We start from the raw sequence: 25454 nt of genomic DNA, 5'->3' as shown, positions 1-25454 counted from the left end.
ATGAATATTTGGAGAAAGATATGTTTTTAAATATTGGTTCAGTAGTATTTGATGATAAAGGAAATGAATACATATTAGAAGACAAATTAGGGCAGGGCGGCTTCGGATATGTTTATAAAGCTAAACGAAAAGAAGATAATTGCATTTTTGCAATTAAAGTTTCTTTACCATCATTCAACAGTGAAGATGAAAAGATTTCATTTCAAAACGAGATAACAACAGCACTTAAAGTACAAGGCGAAAATGTAATTAAATATGAATACGTCCATAATGGCGATGAATTTGAAAATCTACCTCCGTACATAATAATGGAATATGCCGAAGGTGGCACTTTGAACTCTATTCTAAAAGATGAAATGGACGACTATTATGATAACGATACTCTAACTACCTATTTCTTACAATTGGCAAACGGAATGAAATCAGTAAATAATATTCTGGTACATAGAGATATAAAACCAGATAATATTCTGATATGTAATGGAACTTTTAAAATAACCGACTTTGGTCTTGCTAAAATTGCATCAGAAAGAACACGTACAATGACGTTTAAAGGTAGTGGAACTCCGCCATATATGTCACCTGAAGCTTGGGACTATAGCAAGAAGAACACCATTCAAATGGATATTTATTCAATGGGAATAATTTTCTATAAATTAGCCACAAATACATATCCATACCAAATAGAGGGGAATACTCTAGAAGATTTAAAAAATATGCATTTATATTCTACTGCTACAAGTCCGGAAAGAGTAAATCGTTCATTAAGTCCAGCGTTGGCATCGCTTATAAACAAAATGATGGAAAAATCTGCAAAGAAGCGATTCAATAATTGGGATGAAATAGTAGAACTATTAAACAATCAGAATTCTTGTACAACATCTCACACAAGTGTAGTAATGAAAGCTATTACAGCAAGGAATCTTGAAAACGAAGCTAAAAAGAAAGAAGATAGTATAAGATTACAAAAAAAGCAAGAAGAGGAAAATTTTAAGAAAAAAATTCTTTCGCAGTTTGAAAATGATATAATTTCTCCTCTGGAAGAGTTTATCGAGGATTTTAATGAGCAATATGCTGGAGATTCTATTCATGGATATTTCAGTAACAAATATAATAATGAAAAATGGTTTTCTTATGAGATAAGGATAGACGAAAAAAGATTTATAATAATTGAAATGATGTATTGTATTGACGATGAAAAAGAAGACACTAGCCGTTATAATTATGATTATTGGTATGAAGAACCTCAATATCGTAATAAGGATACCAAGTTATTTTACAAAGGAAAAGCTGTCTGGGCCTTTGGAATAATAAAAAATCATAACGATTTAGGATTTAATATTATACTTGTTGATAGTGGTGAAATATTTGGAGACTGGTATGTATTAAACAACAAGAACAATTTTAGCTTGATGACCGAAGAGAGAAAGACTGAACCGTTTTATCTGCCATATGAAAGAATGGGCGAAATACTATTAAATGTAACAGGTTTATATCGATCTGAGATTAAAGAATTGAACGAAGATCAGTTTTTATCACAGATTGAGAATTTAGCATTTGAAGCATAAAAACGGCTGCACCCGAAGGCACAGCCGTAAACTATCAAATATAAATCATACACTCAAACACCGCTTCTCTCGCCATGTAGACAAAGCAGTTCTCCAGACCGAGCATCTTCTCAGCATCACCGCTGATGAAAGCATATTCTCAATTCTCTGATTGCTGATGGGGTCATTGTTGCCGAGGGCGCTAACAGGAACAGAACTTATCGGCTAAAGGAGAAAAAATAAGGAGCCGATTTTGGTCGGCTCCCTAAAACTATTACATTGACCCTATGATTTCCAATGCTATCCTTGCACCTATCTTGAATCCATTCACAAACTCCTGTCGGTTGTTTATGCTTATGAGCTCAATTTGGGCGCTTTGATAACGGTCAAACAATTCTTTGATCTGTGGGTAAGATGCAAGCAGTTCGGACTCGGAAGCTACAAGCTTATCCATTGCTATTTTATATTCCATGCTGCTGTGTTCATATGTACCTGTCGGAAAAAGATCTCCGTCATACATTTGCTCAATTATACTTTTCATTTGGATACCTCTCTGTTCTTTGTATAGTATTTTGCAGAAATATCCAATGGTCTTGGGCCTTATTTGGGCCTTATTGATATGAAAAATCGTTAAAACTTACAATAACTTGGTTTATGTAACTTGCTCTGAAATAGCGTATTTACGCAGTTTTCAGCAAGTTACAAAATTGTATAGAACATTCGTTCCTTGATTCCAATCCCGTACGGGTCACCAAATCATATGCTCGGAAACAGCGTAATTACGTTGTTTCCGAGTTTTTCTTTTATACCGAAAATAGGCTTTGTTCTTTATCTGTTCTTAAAACACCCGCATTTCGCATCTTAAACAAACGTTTAGTAATTTCGCTCAAACGTCGCAAAACAGGCGTTTATAAAAAGATAGCCAAAACCACATTCGTTCAGATTTAGGCAACTTCATATAACTTTGTTGACCAAAAGTTGTCCAAGAAAGACTAAGACAGCGGAATATATTGTAAATAATTTCAGTAAGAAGCCCTTAGAGATGCTTGAAGGCAAATCTCAGGGCTTCTGCCATAACTGCATTTACAGATTCCCTACGCCTGTTGATTTACACATTCCAATACAGTATTATTTGATTATTTTGATATTTAGCAAAACAGTATCATGTTGATAATCCTGTCTATAGAATACTCGAATTGTGAATATCGGAACTCAGGACGAGTGCTGTGTAAAGATCAGACCGTAAATAATAGGAAGAGGCTGTTGCAGAAATGCAGCAGCCTCTGTTATTCGATAAAATCAGTTTGTTGATGATAACCTACGGTCCCGGTCGTAGCTCTCTGCTATACTCTTATAAGCTCCTTTGGTATCTCGCTGTGGTCGAACAGCACCTTTGAATGGTTGTCGAGCACAAGCTCTTTATTTATAAGCTCCCCCGTTTCACGGGAGAAAGTGTTCTTATAGATCTTTGAGATGCGGTAGTATTCATCGCCCTCGGGAGAAAAATGATGATCCTCCTCCGAGATAGAGTATGTATACGGGAACTGTTTCTCGCTCCTCAGCTCACCGTGAAGCTGATTATCTGCACACCAGAACACAAGCTGGATATCCATATCCGTATTATTATAAAACCTGTAATCGTTGTAGTAATAGCTTACGGAAGTACCTGCACTAAACGGCACCCTCTCTCCGTGATCGGGAGCAAGTGCATCGGAGTGACTGTGAAATTCGGTTACTTTGAGAGGGCTCAGCAGCACCAGATTATGCAGTACATTTGCAAGATTACACAGTCCGCCGCCGATACCCGGATAGAGCTTTCCTCTTCTGAGCACACGTCCTGCCTTATATCCCTTTCTCTTTGTTGTTCTGCCGATGGTCTGCCAGAAAGAAAAAGTCTCGCCCGGGTGAATTACAAGCCCATTGAGTTTTTTGCAGGCAATGTCAATATTTACAGCCTTGTTTTCCTGCAAAACAGGATCAATGCCTTTGCCCGTCTTTATAAGTTCCGAATCCTTTTTGGATACCACGTTTCTGAGCTTTTTGCGGCTCTTGTTCCTGGCTATCTTTTCATCAGAAAACAATTCTCTGATATGCTTTAGCAACGATTCCTTCTCTTCCGAGATAGCATAAGTTGTAGGACTTATCTCGCAAAAAAGAATATTCTTATTACCGATTCTCATTTTCTTTTCCCTCTTTTGATTATATTACCAAGACGATGTGTATATTTTGGCCTTAGCCTGTAAACAAGCATTACAGCCATTTCGATATATCTTTTAAAGCCCAGCCATATTTCCCCGGGAGCCTTGACATAATGAACAAGTATCGTAGGTATCCCGACACAGTTTGCGCCTACGATATCAATAAACATCTGATCTCCGAGGGAAACGGTCTGCTCCTTCGGAAGCCCCAGCTTTTCAAGGGCTTTGAGATAAGCCTCCGGTGACGGCTTGTCAGCATCACAGATATAATCCGTATCAATATTCTTTATAAAAAGCTGCACTCTGTTCTCGTCATTATTGGTGAGCAGGATAGTTTTAAACCCGATCTTTTTAAGATACAAAAACAGCTTATCAACCCTTTCTGTAGAAGGCTCGCCGTGGTGAACAAGGGTATTGTCAATATCAAATATAAGACCCCGAAAGCCCTGCGCATACAGCTTTTTATAATCTATCGCAAAAACATTTCTTGCATACTCGTATGGATAATACTTTTCCAGCATAGCTTAATCCTTATTCATATACTCACACACTTTATTTATAGCGGTGCACATATCGTCATCATAATCCTTTTCAAAGAAAGCGCTGCCTATGGTAAAGGCCCAGGGCGATGTCTTTTTGATCTCGTCAAGCCTTTCGTAGCTGTTGACACTGCCGGCAATGCAGACAGGTGCATCAAGGGCTTCAACAAGGCGGCTGTTAAGCAGCTTTGCATCGGCGACATATCTGTAGCCCAGCAGGTCTATACCGTAAGCGCCCTTTGCAATATAGCCCTTGGCTTCTTCGATAATGTCATCTATCTCGCCGTCAAGCACCGAGGGTCTGTCATAGACGTTGCCCACAAACGGCATATATTTAAGACCGTGCTTTTTGCAAAGTTCATTTACCTCATCAGAAAAAACAGTGCCCATAAGGATATCACACCCGCACTTTACTGCAAGCTCCGCACCCTTGATACATTCCTCATCAGTATATGCCACTACCTCTAAAACTGTTGTTTTTCCGCACTTTTTCATTCTTGAATAGAGCTTTTTCATTTCATCTGCGGCAAGGGGTTCTTCCTTCATACCAAAGTATTTCGCCTGTGAATCCTTGCATTTTTCAAATACCTCTGCTGCGTTTTCTACTGTCATATCGTTATAAGTAAGCATTACTATCAACTGCGGCATTTCCTTCATTTGTTTCCTCCATAATTATAATCTGCATAATACCAATTATATTATATCATAATTCGACAAAAACGTCAACCATCATAAAGCTTAATTATTCACACATATATTGCAAATCATGTTGAAATGTGCTATAATAAGTGAAGTGTTCTTTGTAATTCACAAAAAGCAATATCCTTTTACTTATTTATATAATTGATGATTCAAGGAGAAATCAACAAACAACATGAATAAATACAGGCTTCTTGCTATAAATACCGTCGTATTTACCTTAGGCAGCTTCGGGTCAAAGATCATCTCACTTCTGCTCAACAATCTGTACACAAAGCATATCAGCCCCAACGATATGTTTAAAAAATCAATGCTCGAGACCCTTGCCCTGTTTCTGATCCCGGTCTTTACCTTTGCGATAACCGAGTCGGTGATCCGTTTCGGCCTTGACAAACATTACAACAAATCTGTTGTTCATAAGCCATTACGATATGGGCGTGACCGGATTTATGCTCTCTACTATTCTTTCCGATCTGTGTTCGTCTTTATTTCTGTTTATTGCAGCAAATCTTAAAAGATATTTTTCGGTCAAAGCCTGGTCCCGCAAGTTGGCGGTCTCAATGCTCAAATTCTCCATGCCAATGGTGCCCACCATCGTTATGTGGACATTTACAGGCTTTTCAAATCAGATATTTATAGGAAACATGAAAAGCAGCAAGGTGTTTATCGGTGAAGCCGCTGCAGGCATATATGCTGCTGCGTCTAAAGTACCCGGTATGATCTCAATGCTGTCAACAATTTTTATGAAGGCGTGGAATATGTCCGCAATAAGTGAAAATGAAGCCAATGACAGAAATATCTTTTATGAAAAAGTATACTCGGCTTATGAATCTTTTTTATTTATCGGAGCAGTAGTGGCTACATTTATCAGCTATCTGCTTTGCTTCTGGGCAAGGATAATAGATGCAAGGCGATTCGTTCCCTTCAGATTCCATGCTTCAAAGAACATCACAAACACCCTGCTTCTTCTGGGTATGTGCGCCCTGACGATATATCATCCGAGATATTACATAGTATCACAACTGCTGATAACAGTGATCGTTGCAGCGATTAACTATAGGCCGCTGAAACAGATGATGAAACGCTTGCTGAGATAAGGCAGATAACAAAGAGCCTTTATTCCGATACAAGCTTGCAGCTTCTGAAATCGGCTATCCTGTCATTATATGCTTTGAGCGACTGCTCCCTGAAAGCACATTCGGGATCGCTGACACCCAGAAGCCCCATGATGTATTCGGTGAAGTATGGGTTCATTACAAGCAGAGGACCTACAAGGCTCGTCAAAAAGCAGTTGCCGACGTGTATGCCCTCCAGCATGGAGTCCTTGTTTATCCCCGAGCCACGTTCTACCTTGGCGAAGTAATTGCTGCTGTTGTCACCAAAGACCTGAGTGAACTGTGTTTTGAAGCCCACAAGCTCATGCTCACCGAACCTGCCCAGCACAAGTGTGTTGTACCTCTCAAACAGCCTCTGCTCAGCGTAAAAGTCGAACAATCCCAGACACTCGAGATGTTCTTTGTTATCTTTTTCTATGTATTTATATAGCACTTCCGGTGCGTTGCCTGTGAACAGCACCACTGTGCCGCTGTCGATCAATGCCTTCAGCCTGTCACCATAGGGCTTGAGGCATTTTATTATTTTTTCCTGGCTTCTTTCGGAACAGGCACCCATATATATCATATCGGGGCTGCCTGAAACAAAGGCAGGTACATCATTCAGCGAGGTGCTGATGAACTGTGCATCGGGAAGGCATTTTTTCAGATACCTGATGTTGCCAAGATCACCGAAAAGGTTGCACTGTTCAGGATATAGCACTTCGATCTGCATTGTTCATCATTTCCTTTACTTTTGCTTTTACAGTGTCCTTATAGCTATCCATATACATATTAAACAGAATGTAGATGTTTTTGGTATTGCTAAGCTCCAGCAGCTGTGCTGCATCAGTTTCAAGCTCGGTGGTTTTTATCTTGTCCTCCGGTACACCTGCTATAAGCAGGCTCAAATGCAGGTCATTGGCACGTTTGCCTGCAATTATTATCTGCTTGATATTATCCCCGGCAAGCACATCAAAATCGACCTCATAGTACCACGCCGTATTTTCGGAGGATTCCTTTTTGTCAAAAAAGCCGTCCCACAAAAGCACAACCGATGTGTCGGGGCTATCCTTTACCACGCTGATCGAGCGGGAGCAGGCTATGGGGTTGTATCCTTTTGCCATTATGCACCTGAGAGTGCGCCCGTTGATCTCATCTATCTCATATCTTGACCTGACTACCTCTATCTTTTTGAATGAAGCTCTCAGCTTATCCTCACTCAGTCCGAATGTTCGCAGTGCTGTGATAGCAGCCAAAGCGTTATAAAGACTTATAATTCTTTCACAGGGGACATCATAGTTTTCACGGACTCCCTTATTCATCAGCGTTATGCTGCTGTGCCCGTTGCCTGTCCGAACTGCCGATATCACCTCAACATCAGCCTTTGGCGAACAGAAGCTGCACTTTGAACAATGGGCTTTGCCTATATGGTTATAGTGGAGGTAATCATATTCGAGCGGTGAGCCGCACAGGGGACAAACAGTTATATCACGCACTATGTTGAACGACGGCTGCTCGCCCTCCAGGGGCTGCATTGCGAAATATGTCCGCTTGTTATCCTTTTTGAGTGATGAACTTATAAGATCGTCTGCGTTGAGAATAAGATGCGTCCTGTCAGGGATACTGCCCTCAAGAATATCAAAAATGTACTCAACGTGTGCATTTCTCCTATAGGAGTCACGGGTCAGGTTTGTGACCACAAGTAGATCAGGCTCAATATATGGGTAGATCTTTGCAGCGCTGCGCTCATCTATTTCCAAAATGCAGTATTTCTTTTTTGCTTTGCCGGAAAGTGTGCTGTCCTTCAGAAGAGCCGCACTGATACCGGTATCGACATTTCCGCCGAAGCTGTTATTCGTACAATCATAGCCGTTATCGGCAAGTATATCGTGAAGCATATTGCTTACGGTAGTTTTGCCGTTAGTGCCTGTTATAGCAATTATCTTTTCGGGCTTGTCTATATATTTAAGAAACTGAGGGCAGATCGCAAGCACAACTGACCCCGGAAAATTGGTCGCACGTTTTTTTAGAAGCGTGAGAACTGCAATACTCATCTTTCCGCATATTATCGAAAAGTAAAAACGTATGGGTTTCATTAGTTAAGATTTTCTCCATATAATAATTGTTTTAAGTCCATTTTTAACTATACTACAATATTATGTATATTTCAACACTAATACATGAACGGATGTATAATTAAATCAAAGTAGTTGACAATAAATACTTTGTTTTATGAATGGTCACTATGCATCTGTTGAGGCAGACATTTTATTGCTCGTTTACCGCAACTATCTCCTCCGCATCATAAAACAAAACAGTCGGGCTCAAAACCCGGCTGCCGGATCATAAAGTATAATTTGTTTTTGACAGCGTAATGTTTTATGATTGAATTAGGATAAAATACGGTTGTGAAGTGTATTGAAATCCTTGGTCACTGTAGAGCTGAAACTCCTCAGTGCCCTTTTTCTTTCCCTTGGCTGCTTTTATCGTGTTCAGAACAAGGTTTATGTTCTGAACGGTCGATGTCTTATATTGGGTTGTCATTCTGTTGTAAATCTAAATATTTTGTGAACGATGGCAGTCTTGCCTTAACTTTTTGCCCTGTATCCTAGGTATAAGTGAGAGACTATTATTTTCGATGAAAAATATTTCTTGATGAAACCACCAGTCCCTAAATATCAAGTACAACTGTGCAAGTCACACATTTTCCATATGGCTGTTTTGTTGAATACAGAGAATTTGTTTTTTGATAGCGAAATATCACTTAAAAATATGCCGCATTATGTAGTGTCTATTGGAAGGATGTTTAGCAAAGTCACTTTGCAGACCGAGTGCATTTAAGCAGAGGGAGGGGTAAGATTTTGGTGAGCAAAGCGAGCCTGCTAAAGTATCTTGGAGTAGCAGACTGACCGAAAAAAACGCTACCCTAAACGGGTGATATGAACGGTCGGATTTTTCTTGATCGTTCAAATACATTTTTTCTTCATTACGCAAGTACAGAAAGTCCCGGCAAAATACCGGCACTTTCCCGCAGGTGTTAACGTGGTTAACCTCTGCGGTGTTTAGAGGCTTTGCAGCCCTAAACGCAGGCTCGGAAAAGTGAGCCATTAGAACGATAATCAAAAAGAAAGGATTGATGAAAATAGCAAGAAAAAACAAAACGCTCCGCCGCAAGGAGATAGTGTATTCGGCGGAGGAATGGGCACAAATTGAGGAGAAGGCTAAGACTTGTCACTTGAAAACTGCGACCTTCATAAGGGCGATGTCGCTGAATGGGAAGATAAAAGTTGTTGACCTAAAAGAGCTTGCACCTTTGCTGAATGGTATGAGGGTCATATCAAGAAATATCAATCAGGTGGCGAAGAAAGCAAACGAAACGTGCAGCATTTATGCCGAGGATATGCGAAAGATAAAAGCGGCGCAAGACGAGCTTAGCAGTATCCTCACTAAATTCATTTGCAATTGCGAGTGGAATGATGTATAGGGTAAGAAATCATCAAAAGATAAAAAAATAGGATCAGGACAGGGTATCTTTGTTATAAATAGGGAGCAGGAACAGAAAAAGCAGCCCCCAAAAAAGAAACACCACCGATAAATATTCAAAGATTTAACGCAACTTTTATATTGAACAAAACAGCGGAATGTGTTATACTGAGGATACGATATATTCCGCTGTCGGAAAGGAGTTAAAATGATAAGACAGCAGAATAAAACCACCACTCGAAAGGTGGTGGCAGAATGAACATACAAGAACGCAAAAACAAAAAAGGCAAGATAACCTCATACCGTATTCGTGTTTTCGATCATCGTGATGCTCAGACGGGCAAGCAGGTGTTCCGAACATTGTCATTAAAGTATGACGATACTAAGTCAGCGGCATGGAACAAAAAGAATGCCGAAAAGCAGGCGGTGATCTTTGAAAAGGGGATAGAGGAACAGACTGCAACTGATTCAAGAATAAGCTTTGATCCATACGCTGAATATGTGATAAGAATAAAAGAGCAAGCAGGATTAGCGGCATCAACAGCATTAAATTATAGCTATCATCGAAAGCGTTTAGCTCCGTTTATCGGACATATCAAGCTTAAGGATCTCACACCGATAGTCTTGAACAAAGCATACACGGATATGATAAATGCAGGAATCTCAAAAAAATATGTTCGTGAACTGCATACGTTTGTGCATACGGTTTTGGGTATGGCATTTAAGGAAGGGCTTATCCCTCGCAACTATGCAAGTGCTGCTACTCCACCCAAAAAGATACGACCCGAAGTTGAAGCGCTTTCTGAAGAACAGCTTTCGGCTTTTTTCAAAGCATTATATGCTGATGAAAAGAATTATGTCTATCAGGTGTTTTTCAGCTTATTACTTGCATCGGGCTGCCGTATCGGAGAGCTATGCGCATTATCGTGGGATAATGTTGATTTTGAAAATAACCGAATACACATCTGTAAGCATTTTGTGCTTGATAAAAGTGGAAGACACGTTGAAGACGGATGTAAAACTACAGCAGGAGAGCGCTGGCTGTATATGGATAACAGCATTATGAAAATGCTGACAGCCTATAGAATGCTCTGGATAAAGCAAGCTATGGAGCATGGAAGTAAGTGGAATGTTTTTACAAGGGCGGTATTTGTATCTCCAAATAAGCAGGGGGATTATTTGAGCCCCAATACTGTCAGGGAATGGCTGAGGAGATTTCTTGAAAAGAATAAAATAAAAAGAATACATCCTCACCAATTCAGGCATACGGCTATCAGCCTGCAACTTCAGGCAGGAATAAGTGTACCGGATGTATCCAAACGTGCAGGTTATGCCCGGCCCGATGTTACACTCTCAATATACGCCCACACGCTCAAAAACAATGATGTACATTGCTGTGAAGCCGTTACCAAAGTGCTCCCGGATATGCCAAAGCACAAGACAGGATAAGATAACAAAAAGCCCACTATGTTGCAGCTTTTGATTATTTTGAGTATCTTAAAAGTTGACCATTTGTTGACCAATCGGTTCTTTTGCAAGTAATGAATGCTCGGAAATAGCGTGCTTTCGTGGGATGATGGGAACGGGTGGTATTTGTCTGGTCTTTATTTTGAAAATACGGAGTAGTGAGCCGTTGGTCAAGCACCCTTCGGCTCTTTTTTCTTGCCTGAGAAATCGAGTGCCGAGCTGACGGCATCGGAGACTTTTGCTCTGGATTCTTCCAACATATGACAGTAGATATTACTTGTTGTAGAAACCGTCGAATGTCCTAACGCTCCCGAAACGGTCACGATATCCACTCCCTGATTGACGAGAAGCGATGCGAACAAGTGTCGGAAGCTATGCAGACCGTAGAATGGCAGATCGTGCTTTTCGCAAAACTCACCGAGCCAGAAGTAAGGTGTGCCGTTCTGCATAGGTTCGCCATTCCACTTTGTATAGAGCCTGTCCGTTTCCACCCACTTGTCACCGCATTTGAGAGCCTGCTCGTCCTGCTCTGCCTTATACTCTCTCAGCATATCCATTATTTCCTTAGGAAATTTAAGAGAGCGCTGTGAGCGCTGTGTTTTGGTAGTGTCGGTGTATGTACCCTGCTTTGCCATGTAGTTTGAGGTGCGGCGAACACTTATCACTCCGCTTTCAAAATCCACGTCCTTCCACTCAAGCCCTAACATCTCTCCCCTTCGGAAACCGCTGTATATCATCAAGTTAAAGAAAGTGCGGTATTTCAAGGGCTCATCGTTCAGCAGAGAAAGAAATCTTTCGACCTGCTCTAAGGTGTAGATCCTATTTTTATAAATGAGTATTACACCATTGAATATCACAAAAAGTATTTTCAGGCTCTCTGCTCAAAACTAAGCAATTGAAAATAGACTTCTTTCATTTAAAAAAGATACATTTATAAAATTTGCATCCATATAAAATGGTGTAAACTTGCTTCGATGTGCAATTTTGGAAGAAAGAATAAATAATTATCAGAATAATAAAACTAATCCAGATTACATTACGTCATCATATACACAAGTCGCAGCCGTATTATCAAATCAGATAGATATTATAGAACCTTTATTAGAAGAAGTAGAACTGTTTTTAAAAGCAATCGATGATACCTGCAAAAATAGATATGATTGGAAAGGATTTCGTAGAAAAACTCAAGATGGATATGTAAGCTTGTTTTCTTACTTATGTAAATAATGGCTGTACCCGTAAGCACAGCCATTATAATACTATTCAATATTCTTAAAAATTTCTATTATCATCTTTGCCCCTATCCTAAACCCATTAACAAACTCTCTCCTGTTATCAATGGTTATAAGCTCGATTTGAGCGTTCTGATATTTCTCAAATAACTCTCTGGCTTGCGGATAGGCTTTAAGCAGCTCCAATTCAGCTTTGGAAATGTTGTTGATGACTTTCTTGTAGCCGAATACTTTTCGCCAAGCTCAAGCGCCTCAGAAACGGCATTGTAGTTCGTAAGCGGCTTATAATCATTAGTTTTGAATATCTTGCCGCCCACATTGAGGTTAATGCCGTTGCCTATTTTGCTGAGATTTCTAAGCGATTTTTTGAAGTTCTTGTATTCATCATTATTCTTGATACTGTTATTGCCCGAATCAACAATATCAGTCAGATCGGTATGTATATCAGTTGCGAGTTCTTTTGATGTCTTTTCAAATTCCTTTTCGGTGTCAATTATATCAAGGTGCTTTTGCTTAAGCTCATCAAGCTCTTCGGGGGTCTTTGCGTTGTTTATATCCGTGATGTAAGCGGGTAAGCCCTTATATTCTATCTTCCCGTCAGTCATATTGAAGTTGGGCTTGACTGCAATGCCATAGCTGCCGCTGCTTGCCTGAGGGTTTATGCCGTAAATATCAAAAAACAGCTTTTTGTCCTCTTCGCTCACCTCAGTATGGGCATCAAGCACCTCCTTGATAACAGGCGTATTGACAGTGTTGCTCACATTATTGCGATACTTGTTGAATTCGGGCTTGGTTATCTCCTCCTGCCACTTCTTGCTCGAACCGCCGAGAACAGAGCTGAGCATTCTGTTTATATTATAGGCATAGTAAAGATCCTTGCCATTCTGAGTACCAAACAGAGCTATATCCTTAGCAAGCGCATCATTTACTTTTTCTTCACCTATAAGGTTTGCTTCTTCTACCTCGCCGTTGTCTATACGCTGCTTCCATTCCTTGTATTTCTTGCCCGTCTCAACAAGTGCATTGTCACGTATATTTGCCAATGCTTCGGTAAGCCCGTAGCAACAGCCTTTTTTGCAGGATCTATCTCCTGCTCAGGCGGTACCTCACCTAATGTAAACATAAATGAGTTGATCGTATCCAGGTCATCAGTTGCACCGTTTATATGTGCCTCTGCCTTCATAGTAGATTCGGCAGTCGTGTCTATCATAAACTGCGCAAGCTCTTTATACTTCCCCTCTGCCGCAAGGGTATTCAGTTTGTTTAAGGCAATACCGCACGACCATTGTGTGTCAGATACGCTGTCAAATTTTTTGTCAGATCGCCCAAATGCAACGCAGTTTTGCTGACGCAAGACAAGGAGCATTTGTGTGATATGACGGAAAATTTGCAAGTAGATGGCATACAAAGGCATTAGCCGGTGGTCGTGCGGTGTTGCCTTAACAGTTCCTGATTTATCGCCATAGCCTATTCCTCCCAAAAATACATTTTATGTTATTTTTTCTCAGAAATTTCAAGTACATCCATAAGTAATACCCTACAAGCAGAGATATGGGTGCAAAAAATTCAAAAAGCAGATCAAGGATAACGATAATATAAATGTTTCATCTATGTTTAAGCGAGCGTCACCACATATATCCCCAGCAGATAGCGCTTGTTCTTTGCTTGTTCATTATGATAAAGAATACCACCATAAAAAAAGCCGGTATCGCTACCGGCTCTTTACTCTTTTATCCTTTAACGCCCCTCATGCCCGGGCTTGTAATCTCATCCCCTCCTGTTTTTGCACCAGAAGTGCCACTTGGGGGCAGGAGGCATGGGCTCGTGGTTTAAAAGCGCCTTTATCACACGGCGGTGAGTAAAGCAGCAGCATAATAAAGCTGCGCATACGGCTAAAGAAATAATGATACCTTTCATTGTCTTGACCTCCTTAAATCATCAGTTTATGAGCTGCTCGACCAGCTCTCGTTTTTCGTACAATATGCAGCCGCCGTCGTGGTCTTCGAGCAGGAAGCCCTCATCCCTCAGCTTTTTAAACAGCGGCGAATTCATCGCTTCTCTTAGTGAAGATGTCTTTACATTTATATCCGAGAACGGCGAGAAGGGGCACGGCTCTGCGCCGCCGTGGGAGTTGATGTGGAAAAATCCTCTGCCTGCCGCCACGCAGCCGCCCGAGCTTTTCTCGTCTCCGGGGAATGATATGTACACCATTTCGGGGTGAGTCTCCCTCAGCCGCTTTATCTCGCTCTGCATAAACTCACGCTCGGTGTCGGTCGGTGCAAGCTCTTTGCTTTGCTCGGTCACGGGGACATACTCGACGAAAATGACCGCCTTGCAGCCCCTCTCAGACAAGCTGTCCAAAAACTCCTGCGATGTGACCTGCCTGTAATTCTTTGTGGTGACAGTCACCGATGCGCCGAATATCAGCCCACGCTTTTTTATCTCGTCCATGTTGGAGATGAGCTTGTCGTATATCCCCTTGCCACGCCTTTCATCAGTGTGCTCACGGTCGCCCTCGATGCTCATTATGGGTACAAGGTTGCGGCGTTTGCCAAAAAGCTCCAGATACTTCTCGTCAAGATATGTGCCGTTTGTAAATATCGGGAAAAGGATATTCTGCCGCCTGCCTGCCGCCTCTATCACCCCTCGCCGCAGCATCGGCTCACCGCCTGCGAGCAGTATAAAGCTGATGCCAAGCTGCTCGGCTTCGTCAAAGACATTCTGCCACTCGTCGTCGGTCAGCTGCTTTACAGGCTCGCTGTCAACTGTCGCATGGTTGCAGCGTGAATAACAGCCTGCACAGTGCAGGTTGCAGCTGCTCGTGATGCTCGCTATCAGAAACGGGGGTATGTGCTCTCCCCTGTCCTCAGCCTTGCGGCGCTTCTTTGAAGCAGCCACGCTCGCCGCCGAGAATCTCAGCATAAATGCACTTTCCATCGGGTTTTTAAGAGTTGCCCTGACCGCCTCGGAAACTATGCGCTCCACGCCTGCGGTAAGATAATTCTGAAGATCAAAAGCCCCCTGCATATTATCACCTCTGTATACTAAAAGTCCTTGTCTTATCTATTCTCTGAGAGCGGATATATGCTCCTGCCCATAATTTATATCTGTTACAACTATATTTTATCACACATAATTTAATTTGTCAAGACCTATCTTAAAATTTTGATAAAATAACCGCCCCTACTTAACGCAAGGGCGGCTGTTCGTATTTGTTAGTCGGTCATTTACGCTTATGCGTCAAGTGCATTACTCTGTTCTGAGTGCTATTACAGGGTCTTTCTTTGCTGCCTTCTTAGCAGGGATAAGACCGCCGAGAACTGTGATACCCATGCTTATGAGTATGAGCACTACAGCCGAGATAATGGGGAGCTGTGCCTTGACATCAGTAGTATCAGCAAGCTTTGATATGACCATATTGATAGGTATGATAAACAGCTCGGTGACGATGATACCAAGAGCACCTGCGCAGAAGCCGATGATGAATGTCTCTGCATTGAACACCTGAGAAACATTTCTCTTTGAAGCGCCGAGCGCACGGAGTATACCTATCTCCTTTGTTCTTTCAAGAACGGAGATGTGAGTGATAATGCCTATCATGATGCAGGAAACTATCAGAGATACCGCAACGAATGCGATAAGTACATATGAGATAGAGTCTACGATAGTTGTGATACCCGATGTGATGAGCTTTACATAGTCGGTGTAGGTTATCTTCTTGTCGTCGTCAACGTTCTTGTTGTAGTCCTCGATGCACTCGCTGACCTTGTTCTTGTTTTCAAAGCTGTCAGTGTAGATGCTGATAGAGGAAGGAGCATCGAAGCTCACCTTGCCGAATTCCTTCATATTGTCATCATATGTAGCGCCTGCAAGATACTGGTCGTAAACATAGAGCAGGAAATCGTTGCCCTTGTCGCCGCTTATCATCGTTTCAAGCATCTTTGACATATCGGGCTGCTGTGCCATAGCCTTCGGGTCAGCATCTGCGCTGCCTGACACAGCGTCTGCATCTACATAGCCCATATAAGAAGCCATTGTGATAAGGCTTGTAAGGTCGTTTATATCAAGGCTGTTTATGTAGTCCTTGGCAGTTGCTGTCTTAGCTGCATCATCTGCCGCATCAAAGGGCCTGCCTGTGAGCACGTTTGTGTCCTTGCTTGCCTCCTGAGCCTTGATTATATCGCTCTCATTCGAGTGGTTGATGATATTCTCTGTAAGAAGTGATGTATAAGCCATTGCCGTATCAATAGTCTCGGTAGCCTTGTCATTCTTCTTTACAACACCCGTTATCTTGAGCTCGATAGCGTTCTTTAACAGCTTGCTCTCGTCAAGCTCGTTTATCATTTCAAATGTGCCGTTGTCCTTCTTCTCGTATCTGTCGCAGGCAGGAACAAGGTAGAAGCTCTTTCCGCAGATATCCTTATAGTCAAACTGCTTTTCGGGGCCGTCCTTGCCGTTCTTGATAAGCTCTGCTGCCTCGTTATACTCATCAGCGGAGATAACGCCGAGCTGATAGAGCGACTTGATGGAAACCGAGTTGTTGTTATCAAGCACGAGCACAACCTCGTTGTATTCCTTACACCAGTCACCGTATACCACGTCATAGCCGTCGGTAATAACAGCACTTACAGGGTCCTTGCCGGCACCCTTCATAAGCTCTGAGAAGTTATCAGCGCCCGAGCTCTTTGAGCCTGTGAGCGATGCCATAAGGTCAGCAGGGCTCTCGCCGCCTGTCAGAGCACCCTTTTTCTTTTCGGGGCTTGCGTTTGTATTGAGGAGCTTGCCGTTCATATCATGTGTGAACACCTCAAAGCTGACATCATAGTTATAAACTATGCCGTTTTCGCCGAGGTACTTGTGTATCTCGCTGTCGGGGTCATCGAGGTATTTCTTGAAGGCGGTAAGGTCGTTCTCCATAAGCAGAGAATTCGTCTCGTTCTCGGCTTCAAGCTCTTCATAGCTTGCGTAAACTGCGCCGTCTTTGTTTTCTGTTTTATCCTTGTCGCTGCCTGTGTCGCCCAGGTCAAACAGTGAATCTATCTTCATGGCCTGTGCGGTAATGGTGATAGGATACGAGCTCATCGTATCACGCTGTATCTTGTCGATGTATTTATTTACACCGGTAGACAGCGAAAGAATGAGCGCTATACCTATGATACCGATAGAGCCTGCGAAAGCCGTGAGCAGCGTTCTGCCCTTTTTGGTGCGCAGGTTATTGAAGCTGAGTGCGAGCGAGGTCGCAAAGCCCATTTTAGCCTTGCCTATCCTCTTGTTCTCAGCAGGCTGCTCATTTTCGGGAACGAACGGGTCAGAGTCGTCTATGATCTTACCGTCCTTAAGTCTTACTATGCGGGTCGAATACTGCTCAGCGAGCTCGGGGTTATGTGTTACCATAACAACAAGGCGCTTTTCTGCGACCTTTTTGAGAAGCTCCATTACCTGGATAGATGTTTCCGAGTCGAGCGCACCGGTGGGCTCATCGGCAAGGAGTATATCCGGGTCATTGACAAGCGCACGGGCTATAGCGACTCTCTGCATCTGGCCGCCCGACATCTGGTTGGGCTTTTTATGCAGCTGCTGGCCGAGGCCTACTTCTTCGAGAGCCTTTTTAGCACGCTCTCTCCTCTCGCTGCCCGAGATGCCGCCGATAGTGAGTGCGAGCTCAACATTTGCGAGCACTGTCTGGTGAGGGATAAGGTTATAGCTCTGGAAAACAAAACCGATAGTGTGGTTACGGTAAGCATCCCAGTCCTTATCCTTATAGAGCTTTGTGGATATGCCGTTGATGACGAGGTCACCGTCGTCGTATCTGTCAAGGCCGCCTATGACGTTTAGAAGGGTGGTCTTACCGCTTCCCGAAGGGCCGAGGATAGATACAAACTCGCAGTCACGCAGGTTAAGGCTTACATCGTCGAGCGCCTGCTGAACGAGCTCACCTGTCCGGTACTGCTTTTTGATATTCTTCACCTGAAGCATTGATGTGACAGTCCTTCCTTTACCAAAAATCAAAAATGTTTTATAGAATATACTATATCATTATTATAACATAATTTGTAAACAGAAACAATAGTATTTATGACAAAAATATTATTCTTGCGGCCTTATCTGTCAATATATTGTATAAATGGGTCACGTTTTTTCTCCCCTGCCTTGACCTTGGAGGTCTGATGATGTATAATGAGATCATCAACTTAAGACAGAGGTATATCACATGGACAGCAAAGCATACTGGGCTGACACACGAAACAGGCTGACAGACACACTTGTAAGGCTCGGATACCCGGCCGAGCTCGGCGATGTTATCGCAAGGCACATAGGCAGCCCGAAGGGGATCGAGCGCATGATATCGTATCTTAACTGCGAAAAGCCTGACAGGGTCGAGCTTATAGCAGACGAGATGATAGCCATTAAAAGCGACATCGACAGGTGGCGTGACAGAAAAGAGAGCCTGCGTGCAAACGAAGCCTACAATAGTGTTCTCAATAACGGGCTATATGATGACGAATAAAACCAACGCCCCGGCAAAGCACACATCAGCTTTGCCGGGGCATACTGTTTGTATTATCAGAAGGGCTGGACATTCTCGACTTCAAGGCTTATAAGGTCAAGGCCGCCAAGGCTGAAATGCAGCCTGATTATCGAGTAGCGTGAAAACAGCGGCACGTTGCCTGTCGTGAACGACACAGGCTCGCCGTCGGTGCCGTTGTAGGTGAATGTGCCAAACGGTGTGCCGAGGCTGTAAATTGTCACGTTCATCTGGGCTGTCTTGCTGGCCTTTGAGCTGGCTGTCAGCTTAAAAGTGTGGAAGCCGAGCTTCCTGACATCAAGCGTGAATGAATACTGGCTGTTGCGGCCGGTCTTTACATTGGTAAGGTCTATCACAGTCTTGCCATCAAGCTCGAACACCTCGCTGCCGGCGTTTTCGTCGGTGTCGTCGTCGGGCTTGTTTATCACCTTCACCGTGTCGCCTGTGCCGATGATACGCTCCATGGCGTGCGTGCCCATAAGGAATGATAGAATATTCTCAGCCGAGCGCTGCAGCTCGCCCCTTGTAAGGGAGCCGTCAGCAAGGGCGGCTTTTAAGTTGTCGGGGTTTGACACGCTGTCGGCAACGACCATATATACGTCATTCTGCGACGAGACCATAGCCGCAAGGTCTGACTTGTCGGCATCGCCGCCACGCCTGTTGATATTTGCCCACCAGTCGGTCATGACAAAGCCGTCAAAGCCCCACTGGTCACGCAGCAGCTCTGTGTTCTGCTCATAGCTGCCGGCAGTCCACAGGCCGTTTAATTTGCCGTAGGTAGTCATTATCGAGCGTGCATTCCCCTGCCTGACGGCTATCTCGAAGCCACGCAGATATATCTCACGCAGCGCTCTTTCGGAAACGACGCTGTCGATGTTGTGGCGGTTTGTTTCCTGATTGTTGGCGCTAAAGTGCTTGATAGTTCCCTCCACGCCGGCGCTGTGCAGACCCTTAAGCTCTGCGGCGGCTATGCTGCCGGTCAGGAAAGGGTCTTCCGAGAAATACTCAAAATTTCTGCCGTTCAGTGGGTGGCGGTGTATATTCATGCCGGGGCCGAGCAGGCAGTCTACCTTGTTGGCGGACATTTCAAGCCCTGTGAGTGCGAAAAGCTCCTCTACAAGCGCCTTGTCAAAGGTAGAAGCGATAAGCGTGCCGTTTGGCAGGCTGAAAGCCTTTGTGCCGCAGTCGAGCCTCATTCCCGACGGGCCGTCAGAGCAGCAGCCGCAGGGAACACCGAGCTTTGATAGCCTTTCTGACACGCCGCCGAATGCCGCAGCAGTGCCGGGTGTGACCTTAGGCGAGCACATTCCCTCGCCACGCACAAGGCAGCAGAGGTCATCATCAGTAAGCTGCGAAATAAACTCCGACAGAGTATTCTTGCCGCTTACTACATCTGTAAGCTTTATTTCACCGTCTGTCTGTGCGAGCGCCTTGGGAAGATGCGAGAGCCTTTTTTCCTCCTCGCTGTTTTTGGAAAGCGGCACAGGCTCAAAGCGTGGCTCATCACCGCCGCCGACCATTCGCTCAAAGCTCTCGACCGGGGCAAGCGTCTGGCTGAGCTGCTCTGTCACCACATCTTCATCAAGTTCAAACGAGAAGACCTCTTGTGCACTTCTCACATCGCCGCCTGCATAGAAGCGGTAGCAGCCCTTTTCGAGCACCCACGCATATGCATGGCCTGATACGCCGCTGTCGTCATACGAAGCGAAGGCCGAGAAGGGTATCTCTATCTTTAATGTATCGCTCTCGCCCGGGGCAAGGGTCTTTGTCTTGTCAAAGCCGCATAGCACTCTTGCAGGCTTGCCTAAGCTCCCCTGAGGGGCAGAGCAGTAAACGAGCACCGAGTTCTTGCCGCCTGCGATGCCTGTGTTCTTAACACCGGCAGTTATCAAAACTGTGCCGTTTGCGGCATCGGCGCTGCCTTTAGCACTGACCTCAAAATCAGTATACGACAGCCCTGCGCCGAACGGGTAGCGCACCTTGTCTTTAGCAAATGTCTCGAAATACCTGTAGCCTACAAAAATATCCTCGCCGTAGCAGTTTTTCTCCTTGCCGTAGAAGAATTTATCAGACGGGTGGTCTGTGATGCTGTATGCGACGGTGTCAGGGAGCCTGCCGCTCGGAGAAACGTCACCGAGAAGCACCTTTGCAGCGCCCAGGCCGCCTGTCATACCGCCCTGCCAGATATACATCACAGCATCGGGCGAGAAGTCGTCAACAAAGCTCATATCTATAGTATTGCCGACATTAAGGAGCACTGCCACCTTGGCAAAGTGCTTTCTGACGGTTTTAAGCATATCACGCTCGCCCTTTGATAGCAGGAAAGAGCCCTCGTCTGCCGTGTTGTCCTGCTCCTCGCCGGCTGTTCTGCCGATGATGACTACAGCTATATCCGAGCGGTCTGCGGCTGCGCTCACAAGCTCGTCCGAAAGCGGCATCTCCTTTTGCGACCAGGGCTCACCGCCCCACACCTCGCCGAGCTCAAAGGGGTTGTCACCGACCCAGGCCTTGTATGTTTCAAGCAGCTCATCATCTATCTTTGCGCCGAGCTCTTTGAGCCCATCAACAACGCCTGTGACCTTGGAAACATTCACCATGCCGCCCGAGCCTGTGCCGCTCTTATAGTAATTTAACTGTATCCGCCCAAAGACTGCTATCCTGTCATTGCGTGAGATCGGCAACACGCCGCCCTCGTTTCTTAGCAGCACTGCGCCCTCGGCGCAGACCTCTGCGGCCTTATCAAGATATTTATTCCAGTCAAGAATTATTTCAGACATTTAGTTCTCCTTTCAGAAGGTCAGTCAAAAAGCAGTGTGTCGTATTTGTATATCAGCTTTTCAAGGCGCTCAAGCGTATGCCTGGTGCGTATATCGTAGAGCTCCCTCTGGTAGTCGGGGTTTATGTTTATCAAAAACAGAAATCTCACGCAGCCGGCTATCGTTATCTTGTCACGCAGCTCTGTTATGCGGGCATCGTCCTCTGTGTCAAAGTAGAAGCCTATGAAGTTCTGCCACACCTGCTCTACCACCTCATGGGGCATACCCAAGAATTCCATGCTGTTTTGGTGGTAATCCTCACCGAACGCAAAGTATGTTACATAAACCGATTGCAGGTCAAATATCGGGTGCCCTTCAGAAAGGGTGTCCATATCAATGAGCATAGGATCATTGTCTACGACCATAATGTTTTTCATCTGAGCGTCGCCGTGAATGACGTTGTGCTGCTCCGGCACGCTGTCAAGAAGCATTTTCAGGCGCTCGTACATATCCGAACTCAGGCAGTCCTTTATCCTTTCAAGGTAGCCCAGAAACTGCTGCTTCGAGCTGTTGAGCCTGCCCTCAGGCACAGTTTGGCTGTTGACGAGCTTTAAAAACTGCGCATACTGCTTTGTTATCTCCACCACTCTGGAGGTGTCTTCTCTCAGCACGTCGTTGAGCGTCCTCGCATTAAGCAGCTCGAACACCGAGCCGTAGCTGTTGCCGACCTTGACGATATCATAGGATATCGCAGTAGGCACGCCTGCTATAAGCGCTGTTTTGGCAAGGCGCTTTTCATTCTGTATCATAGCAAGGCTGTCGGCCGATTCATAGACCTTGACCACCGTTTCATCATCTATCCTGTAAACAGTGCCGTAGAAGCCCTTGCCTATTATCTCGCAGCCGTCAACGCTTATCTCACGCTTTTTCTTTGACACCTCAAACAGCTCGGTAAAGCCGGTCGTTTCGAGTATGTCATATATCTGAGAAGATACGTTTATCATCTGCGGCGGCTCGTCTGAGAGCTTTCTCAGCTTCATGAGCACTCTTAAGCCTGCGCTTGATATATATTCAAGCTCTGACATATCAAGTATCAGCTTTGAAGCACCGCTCTGCGACACGGCCGCAAGCGCCTTCTCCTCGGCCTCTGCTGCGTTTGTAGTATCTATCCTGCCGCCTAAGCTGACAGTCAGTATCCCGTTATCAAGTGTGTGTGTTATTGTCATTCCCATAGCGATACCTCCATTTCATACCGGCTGCGAATCAAAAATGATAAGGGCAGCCTTTATCACTTTAATTATAGCAGAAACAGGGCATTTTGTCAATTGTACTTAACAATAAAATAACGCCGGGTTTTTCATCATTTTGACCTATTGGCAAGAATAAAAACTCCCCCTCACCGGCAATTGCAGCAAGGGGGGGAAAAAAGCTATTGCTCGCCTGCGACAAGGCTTGCGGCATCGTCCTGCGAGAGCGGGCAGCCCCGGCACAAACTCCCAATCTGTTGCCCCGAGCTCGTCCTTAACACGCTTTTCTATCATCTCGCCGTATTTGTTATTCACAGCAGCGATACAGATACTGCCATAGCCGCCGTCAGGTGTTTTTTCCACAGACACTATACAGGTAGGCGAATACATAGCATCGACAAACTTCTGGAGATCCATTCAAGCTACTTTCCGCAGCCATGCCCCGGGCGTTCACATTTTACCCGGAGGAGTTTGTTATCATATGTCACCTTCGCATCGCCTTACTGCCCACGGCTCATAAGCCCCATAAAGATGAGCCGCTCCCTGATGCCTGCCCTTGTACGGCGAAGCTCTGCCGAGATGTCATTAAGGCTCATGCCGCATTCATACATCACACGAAGGCTCTCAGTCTCGTCCTGCGTCCAGGGCTTGCCCCGGTTTTCATACTTGCTGCGCTTAAGTTCTTCCTTAAGGTCAGCCTCCTGTCGGCAGACCTCGGCTATGGCGGTGATATTATCAAAGACAAACTGCTGTGCGCTTTTGTTGTAGGTGACATACCTTATCACCCTGCCCGTCTCGTCTTCAAGCTCTGATTCGTATATGCCTATCTCACGGCCTGCATCTGTGGGCTTTGTTATTTTCCGTCCTGCGTCAGTTGTCTCCTCGCTCAGAAAGCCTGCATCAACAAGCCATGCGACGACGGCCGTTCTTGTGAGCTTGCGCATTCTTCCGCTGTCGATAAGCTCGTTTATATATGCTGCCAGCTTTGAGACTGATAGCGGCTGTACTGTCGGCTGCAGCGAGTCTATCTGCTCCTCAGTCAGCGAGAAATACTCCTTATCGGCACTGCGAAGGCGCACTGTCCTCTCTCTTTCAGCGCCTTCCTCGATAACACTTTCGAGCACGCCCGAGACATACGTCAGGCATTTTGATATACGCTGGTTTCTCACGATGTCTCCTTCCCTGACAGGCTGCCCGGTCAGAGGATCAACACCCATTGCAAGGCTGTCAAGATACATTTTTGCACGCTTCATTATTTCAAGCTCTGTCATATCGCTCACTCCTGCATCTGTTATACTATGCTGCTATTATACCACATTTTTGCGGCCGCTTCAAGCACCTGCAATACCACAAAAAGAAAATAGGGGCTTGACACATCCCGGTGCCAAGCCCTTATTCTATAGGGGTAGTAATATGAAAAATCGCTTTATCGGGATAAAGGAGGAAACCCTCAAGCATATCATGCTGTCTTTTCTGACGAAGCTAAAAACAAAAAAGACAACACGTCACAAATAAACGCATTGCCAACAATAATTGCCATATAACAGAAGCTCACGCCCCCGGCAACCGGCTGTCATACTCATACGAGGTTAGACCCTTGGCTTTGCGTCGCTGCCTTTCGGCAGGTTTGCCCATTTACTATACATAAATTATACCACTAAGGAGTCCGCTTGTCAATAGAAAGCGGCATTTATCACTAATTATTGGCACATTAGATAAATAAGGGGACTATATATTGTGTATGATGACATTGTTTCTCCCACCATTTGACATATCCCTGCTCCGTCCTGAATAATAAAGGCAACACCCGACAGGTATCTCCTGCCAGGTGATGTTTTATCTTCCCTTTATCTCTATCCTGTCAAGAATGCCCTGAACGCTTACGTTCTGATGTGTCAGATACATTCTCGCAACGTCCTGAATGAACACCCTATCCGCCCCGGTCTTTTGCTCTATATCCTCGGCAGTATATCCCTTGTCTACCATCTTGGTTATCCTTTTGACAAGTGCGTATGTATCCTTGCCGGAAAGTCCGGGCTTCTGAGCCGCCCGACTGTCAGGCTGTGCAGGCTTTGCATGGCCGTAGTAAACTGTCTTCGGCTCAAGTGCAAGCAGCGTGTTCCAGCTTTGCTCTATCTGCGTGCCCTTGTGCACCTCAAGCTCGTAGAGAGGGTTTAGATCACCCACAAACAGCGCACACTCACTTTTGAGCCATAGCGATATGCTGTCGTCGCTGTGGCCGGGGGTGTGTATCAGCTCGCCGTCGATGCCGAGCCCGCTAAGAAAGCTGCGGCTGGTATCAATTGTTATCACCCTCACTTTGCTGTCGTCTATCGGGATAAACTGTGTGTTGTTCTCCTTTTCAAATACATGGTCGCTGCTGTGCAAAAAGCCTTGCTGCACATCTGCGACTGCTATAGTCACGCCGCTGTCTGCTATCTGCTGCGCTATGCCCATATGGTCGGGGTGAAAGTGCGATATCAGCAGGCAGTCAATATCCTGCAGCCTCAGCTTTTTCTCGCCAAGCGCCCGGCAAAGCAAAGGGAAAGTCCCTGCCCAGCCTGTGTCAAAAAGCAGGCTGCCTTTCTTGCCGGTGATAAGATATGTGTTGGTGTTTGAATATTTAAGCTCTGTTATCGTTTTTGAGCGCATACGATGCACCTCCT

At 44.7% G+C, this 25454-nt stretch carries 22 protein-coding genes, 1 pseudogene and 1 riboswitch; of the genes and pseudogenes, 7 read left to right on the top strand and 16 right to left on the bottom strand.

What is annotated here, in order from left to right; translation table 11 throughout:
- Positions 1-20 precede the first annotated feature (20 nt).
- Positions 21-1568, top strand: coding sequence for a serine/threonine-protein kinase (locus CD05_RS0101065; protein ID WP_028508929.1), 1548 nt, complete (start codon positions 21-23; stop codon positions 1566-1568).
- Between the two features lie 253 nt (positions 1569-1821).
- Here the strand turns inward: CD05_RS0101065 and CD05_RS0101060 are convergent, their stop codons facing one another.
- The 4 genes from CD05_RS0101060 to CD05_RS0101045 form a co-directional block, all read right to left on the bottom strand.
- The gene (locus CD05_RS0101060) at positions 1822-2088 is read right to left on the bottom strand and encodes a DUF6809 family protein (RefSeq protein WP_028508928.1); all 267 of its coding nucleotides are present in this window, start codon (positions 2086-2088) and stop codon (positions 1822-1824) included.
- 802 nt (positions 2089-2890) lie between these two features.
- Entirely contained in the window at positions 2891-3727 is an 837-nt protein-coding gene (locus CD05_RS0101055; RefSeq protein WP_028508927.1) for a VanW family protein, read from the bottom strand.
- The gene (locus CD05_RS0101050) at positions 3724-4266 is read right to left on the bottom strand and encodes an HAD-IIIA family hydrolase (RefSeq protein WP_028508926.1); all 543 of its coding nucleotides are present in this window, start codon (positions 4264-4266) and stop codon (positions 3724-3726) included. The genes CD05_RS0101055 and CD05_RS0101050 overlap by 4 nt, the downstream gene beginning before the upstream one ends.
- Before the next feature lie 3 nt (positions 4267-4269).
- Positions 4270-4941, bottom strand: a complete 672-nt coding sequence (locus CD05_RS0101045; RefSeq protein ID WP_028508925.1) for a hypothetical protein — start codon at positions 4939-4941, stop codon at positions 4270-4272.
- Between the two features lie 217 nt (positions 4942-5158).
- Here CD05_RS0101045 and CD05_RS21020 point away from each other — a divergent pair, with 217 nt between their 5' ends.
- Positions 5159-5497, top strand: a complete 339-nt coding sequence (locus CD05_RS21020) for a hypothetical protein (RefSeq protein WP_028508924.1) — start codon at positions 5159-5161, stop codon at positions 5495-5497.
- 46 nt (positions 5498-5543) lie between these two features.
- On the top strand, positions 5544-6080 hold the full coding sequence (locus tag CD05_RS21015) for a hypothetical protein (protein ID WP_028508923.1): 537 nt from the start codon (positions 5544-5546) through the stop codon (positions 6078-6080).
- A 19-nt stretch (positions 6081-6099) separates the two neighbouring features.
- On the opposite strand, the gene CD05_RS0101030 is transcribed toward CD05_RS21015, so the two are convergent.
- Together CD05_RS0101030 and CD05_RS0101025 are read right to left on the bottom strand one after the other, a co-directional pair.
- Positions 6100-6810, bottom strand: a complete 711-nt coding sequence (locus tag CD05_RS0101030) for a hypothetical protein (RefSeq protein ID WP_028508922.1) — start codon at positions 6808-6810, stop codon at positions 6100-6102.
- The gene (locus CD05_RS0101025) at positions 6785-8173 is read right to left on the bottom strand and encodes a Mur ligase family protein (RefSeq protein ID WP_028508921.1); all 1389 of its coding nucleotides are present in this window, start codon (positions 8171-8173) and stop codon (positions 6785-6787) included. The genes CD05_RS0101030 and CD05_RS0101025 overlap by 26 nt, the downstream gene beginning before the upstream one ends.
- Positions 8174-9213: 1040 nt before the next feature.
- On the opposite strand from CD05_RS0101025, the gene mobC reads away from it, so the two are divergent.
- Both mobC and CD05_RS0101015 read left to right on the top strand, forming a co-directional pair.
- Positions 9214-9561, top strand: coding sequence for a plasmid mobilization relaxosome protein MobC (gene mobC, locus CD05_RS16925; RefSeq protein ID WP_242841213.1), 348 nt, complete (start codon positions 9214-9216; stop codon positions 9559-9561).
- A 425-nt stretch (positions 9562-9986) separates the two neighbouring features.
- Complete coding sequence (locus tag CD05_RS0101015) at positions 9987-11009, top strand: site-specific integrase (RefSeq protein WP_198021558.1); 1023 nt, start codon at positions 9987-9989, stop codon at positions 11007-11009.
- Positions 11010-11197: 188 nt separating this feature from the next.
- Here the strand turns inward: CD05_RS0101015 and CD05_RS19325 are convergent.
- A pseudogene (locus CD05_RS19325) lies at positions 11198-11848 on the bottom strand (site-specific integrase); the annotation flags it as partial.
- Between the two features lie 163 nt (positions 11849-12011).
- Here CD05_RS19325 and CD05_RS20810 point away from each other — a divergent pair.
- Positions 12012-12254, top strand: coding sequence for a hypothetical protein (locus tag CD05_RS20810; protein ID WP_198021557.1), 243 nt, complete (start codon positions 12012-12014; stop codon positions 12252-12254).
- Between the two features lie 115 nt (positions 12255-12369).
- On the opposite strand, the gene CD05_RS0101005 is transcribed toward CD05_RS20810, so the two are convergent.
- The 4 genes from CD05_RS0101005 to CD05_RS0100990 form a co-directional block, all read right to left on the bottom strand.
- Positions 12370-13302 carry a hypothetical protein gene (locus CD05_RS0101005; protein WP_028508918.1) on the bottom strand — a complete coding sequence of 311 codons (933 nt, stop codon included), beginning with the start codon at positions 13300-13302 and terminating at the stop codon, positions 12370-12372.
- 724 nt (positions 13303-14026) lie between these two features.
- On the bottom strand, positions 14027-14176 hold the full coding sequence (locus CD05_RS20480; protein WP_156947247.1) for a hypothetical protein: 150 nt from the start codon (positions 14174-14176) through the stop codon (positions 14027-14029).
- Positions 14177-14197: 21 nt separating this feature from the next.
- Positions 14198-15286, bottom strand: coding sequence for a radical SAM protein (locus CD05_RS0100995; RefSeq protein WP_028508916.1), 1089 nt, complete (start codon positions 15284-15286; stop codon positions 14198-14200).
- Between the two features lie 222 nt (positions 15287-15508).
- Entirely contained in the window at positions 15509-18235 is a 2727-nt protein-coding gene (locus tag CD05_RS0100990; protein ID WP_028508915.1) for an ABC transporter ATP-binding protein/permease, read from the bottom strand.
- 235 nt (positions 18236-18470) lie between these two features.
- On the opposite strand from CD05_RS0100990, the gene CD05_RS0100985 reads away from it, so the two are divergent.
- Positions 18471-18767 (top strand): hypothetical protein, encoded by a 297-nt coding sequence (locus CD05_RS0100985; RefSeq protein WP_028508914.1) that lies wholly within the window; start codon positions 18471-18473, stop codon positions 18765-18767.
- A gap of 56 nt (positions 18768-18823) precedes the next feature.
- On the opposite strand, the gene CD05_RS0100980 is transcribed toward CD05_RS0100985, so the two are convergent.
- From CD05_RS0100980 to CD05_RS0100955, 5 genes are all read right to left on the bottom strand, one after another.
- Entirely contained in the window at positions 18824-21562 is a 2739-nt protein-coding gene (locus CD05_RS0100980) for a glycoside hydrolase family 3 protein (protein WP_028508913.1), read from the bottom strand.
- Positions 21563-21582: 20 nt separating this feature from the next.
- Positions 21583-22773, bottom strand: a complete 1191-nt coding sequence (locus CD05_RS19320) for an anti-sigma factor antagonist (protein WP_051588744.1) — start codon at positions 22771-22773, stop codon at positions 21583-21585.
- A gap of 138 nt (positions 22774-22911) precedes the next feature.
- On the bottom strand, positions 22912-23205 hold the full coding sequence (locus CD05_RS0100970; RefSeq protein WP_028508912.1) for a hypothetical protein: 294 nt from the start codon (positions 23203-23205) through the stop codon (positions 22912-22914).
- 83 nt (positions 23206-23288) lie between these two features.
- Positions 23289-24059: a hypothetical protein gene (locus tag CD05_RS0100965; RefSeq protein ID WP_028508911.1), complete on the bottom strand. Its 771-nt coding sequence runs from the start codon at positions 24057-24059 to the stop codon at positions 23289-23291.
- 287 nt (positions 24060-24346) lie between these two features.
- Positions 24347-24430: riboswitch (cyclic di-GMP riboswitch) on the bottom strand.
- A gap of 194 nt (positions 24431-24624) precedes the next feature.
- Positions 24625-25440, bottom strand: a complete 816-nt coding sequence (locus CD05_RS0100955; protein WP_028508910.1) for an MBL fold metallo-hydrolase — start codon at positions 25438-25440, stop codon at positions 24625-24627.
- Positions 25441-25454 lie beyond the last annotated feature (14 nt).

The organism is Ruminococcus sp. NK3A76 (assembly GCF_000686125.1).
GTDB lineage: Bacteria > Bacillota > Clostridia > Oscillospirales > Ruminococcaceae > NK3A76.
Note: the sequence above shows the minus strand (reverse complement) of the source record. Positions and strands in the feature narration are given on the sequence as shown.

Coding starts and splice junctions, on each gene's coding strand:
- CD05_RS0101065 (WP_028508929.1), top strand. CDS start 21: ATGTTTTTAAATATTGGTTCAGTAGTATTTGATGATAAAGGAAATGAA.
- CD05_RS0101060 (WP_028508928.1), bottom strand. CDS start 2,088: ATGAAAAGTATAATTGAGCAAATGTATGACGGAGATCTTTTTCCGACA.
- CD05_RS0101055 (WP_028508927.1), bottom strand. CDS start 3,727: ATGAGAATCGGTAATAAGAATATTCTTTTTTGCGAGATAAGTCCTACA.
- CD05_RS0101050 (WP_028508926.1), bottom strand. CDS start 4,266: ATGCTGGAAAAGTATTATCCATACGAGTATGCAAGAAATGTTTTTGCG.
- CD05_RS0101045 (WP_028508925.1), bottom strand. CDS start 4,941: ATGAAGGAAATGCCGCAGTTGATAGTAATGCTTACTTATAACGATATG.
- CD05_RS21020 (WP_028508924.1), top strand. CDS start 5,159: ATGAATAAATACAGGCTTCTTGCTATAAATACCGTCGTATTTACCTTA.
- CD05_RS21015 (WP_028508923.1), top strand. CDS start 5,544: ATGCTCAAATTCTCCATGCCAATGGTGCCCACCATCGTTATGTGGACA.
- CD05_RS0101030 (WP_028508922.1), bottom strand. CDS start 6,810: ATGCAGATCGAAGTGCTATATCCTGAACAGTGCAACCTTTTCGGTGAT.
- CD05_RS0101025 (WP_028508921.1), bottom strand. CDS start 8,173: ATGAAACCCATACGTTTTTACTTTTCGATAATATGCGGAAAGATGAGT.
- mobC (WP_242841213.1), top strand. CDS start 9,214: ATGAAAATAGCAAGAAAAAACAAAACGCTCCGCCGCAAGGAGATAGTG.
- CD05_RS20480 (WP_156947247.1), bottom strand. CDS start 14,176: ATGAAAGGTATCATTATTTCTTTAGCCGTATGCGCAGCTTTATTATGC.
- CD05_RS0100995 (WP_028508916.1), bottom strand. CDS start 15,286: ATGCAGGGGGCTTTTGATCTTCAGAATTATCTTACCGCAGGCGTGGAG.
- CD05_RS0100990 (WP_028508915.1), bottom strand. CDS start 18,235: ATGCTTCAGGTGAAGAATATCAAAAAGCAGTACCGGACAGGTGAGCTC.
- CD05_RS0100985 (WP_028508914.1), top strand. CDS start 18,471: ATGGACAGCAAAGCATACTGGGCTGACACACGAAACAGGCTGACAGAC.
- CD05_RS0100980 (WP_028508913.1), bottom strand. CDS start 21,562: ATGTCTGAAATAATTCTTGACTGGAATAAATATCTTGATAAGGCCGCA.
- CD05_RS19320 (WP_051588744.1), bottom strand. CDS start 22,773: ATGGGAATGACAATAACACACACACTTGATAACGGGATACTGACTGTC.
- CD05_RS0100970 (WP_028508912.1), bottom strand. CDS start 23,205: ATGGATCTCCAGAAGTTTGTCGATGCTATGTATTCGCCTACCTGTATA.
- CD05_RS0100965 (WP_028508911.1), bottom strand. CDS start 24,059: ATGACAGAGCTTGAAATAATGAAGCGTGCAAAAATGTATCTTGACAGC.
- CD05_RS0100955 (WP_028508910.1), bottom strand. CDS start 25,440: ATGCGCTCAAAAACGATAACAGAGCTTAAATATTCAAACACCAACACA.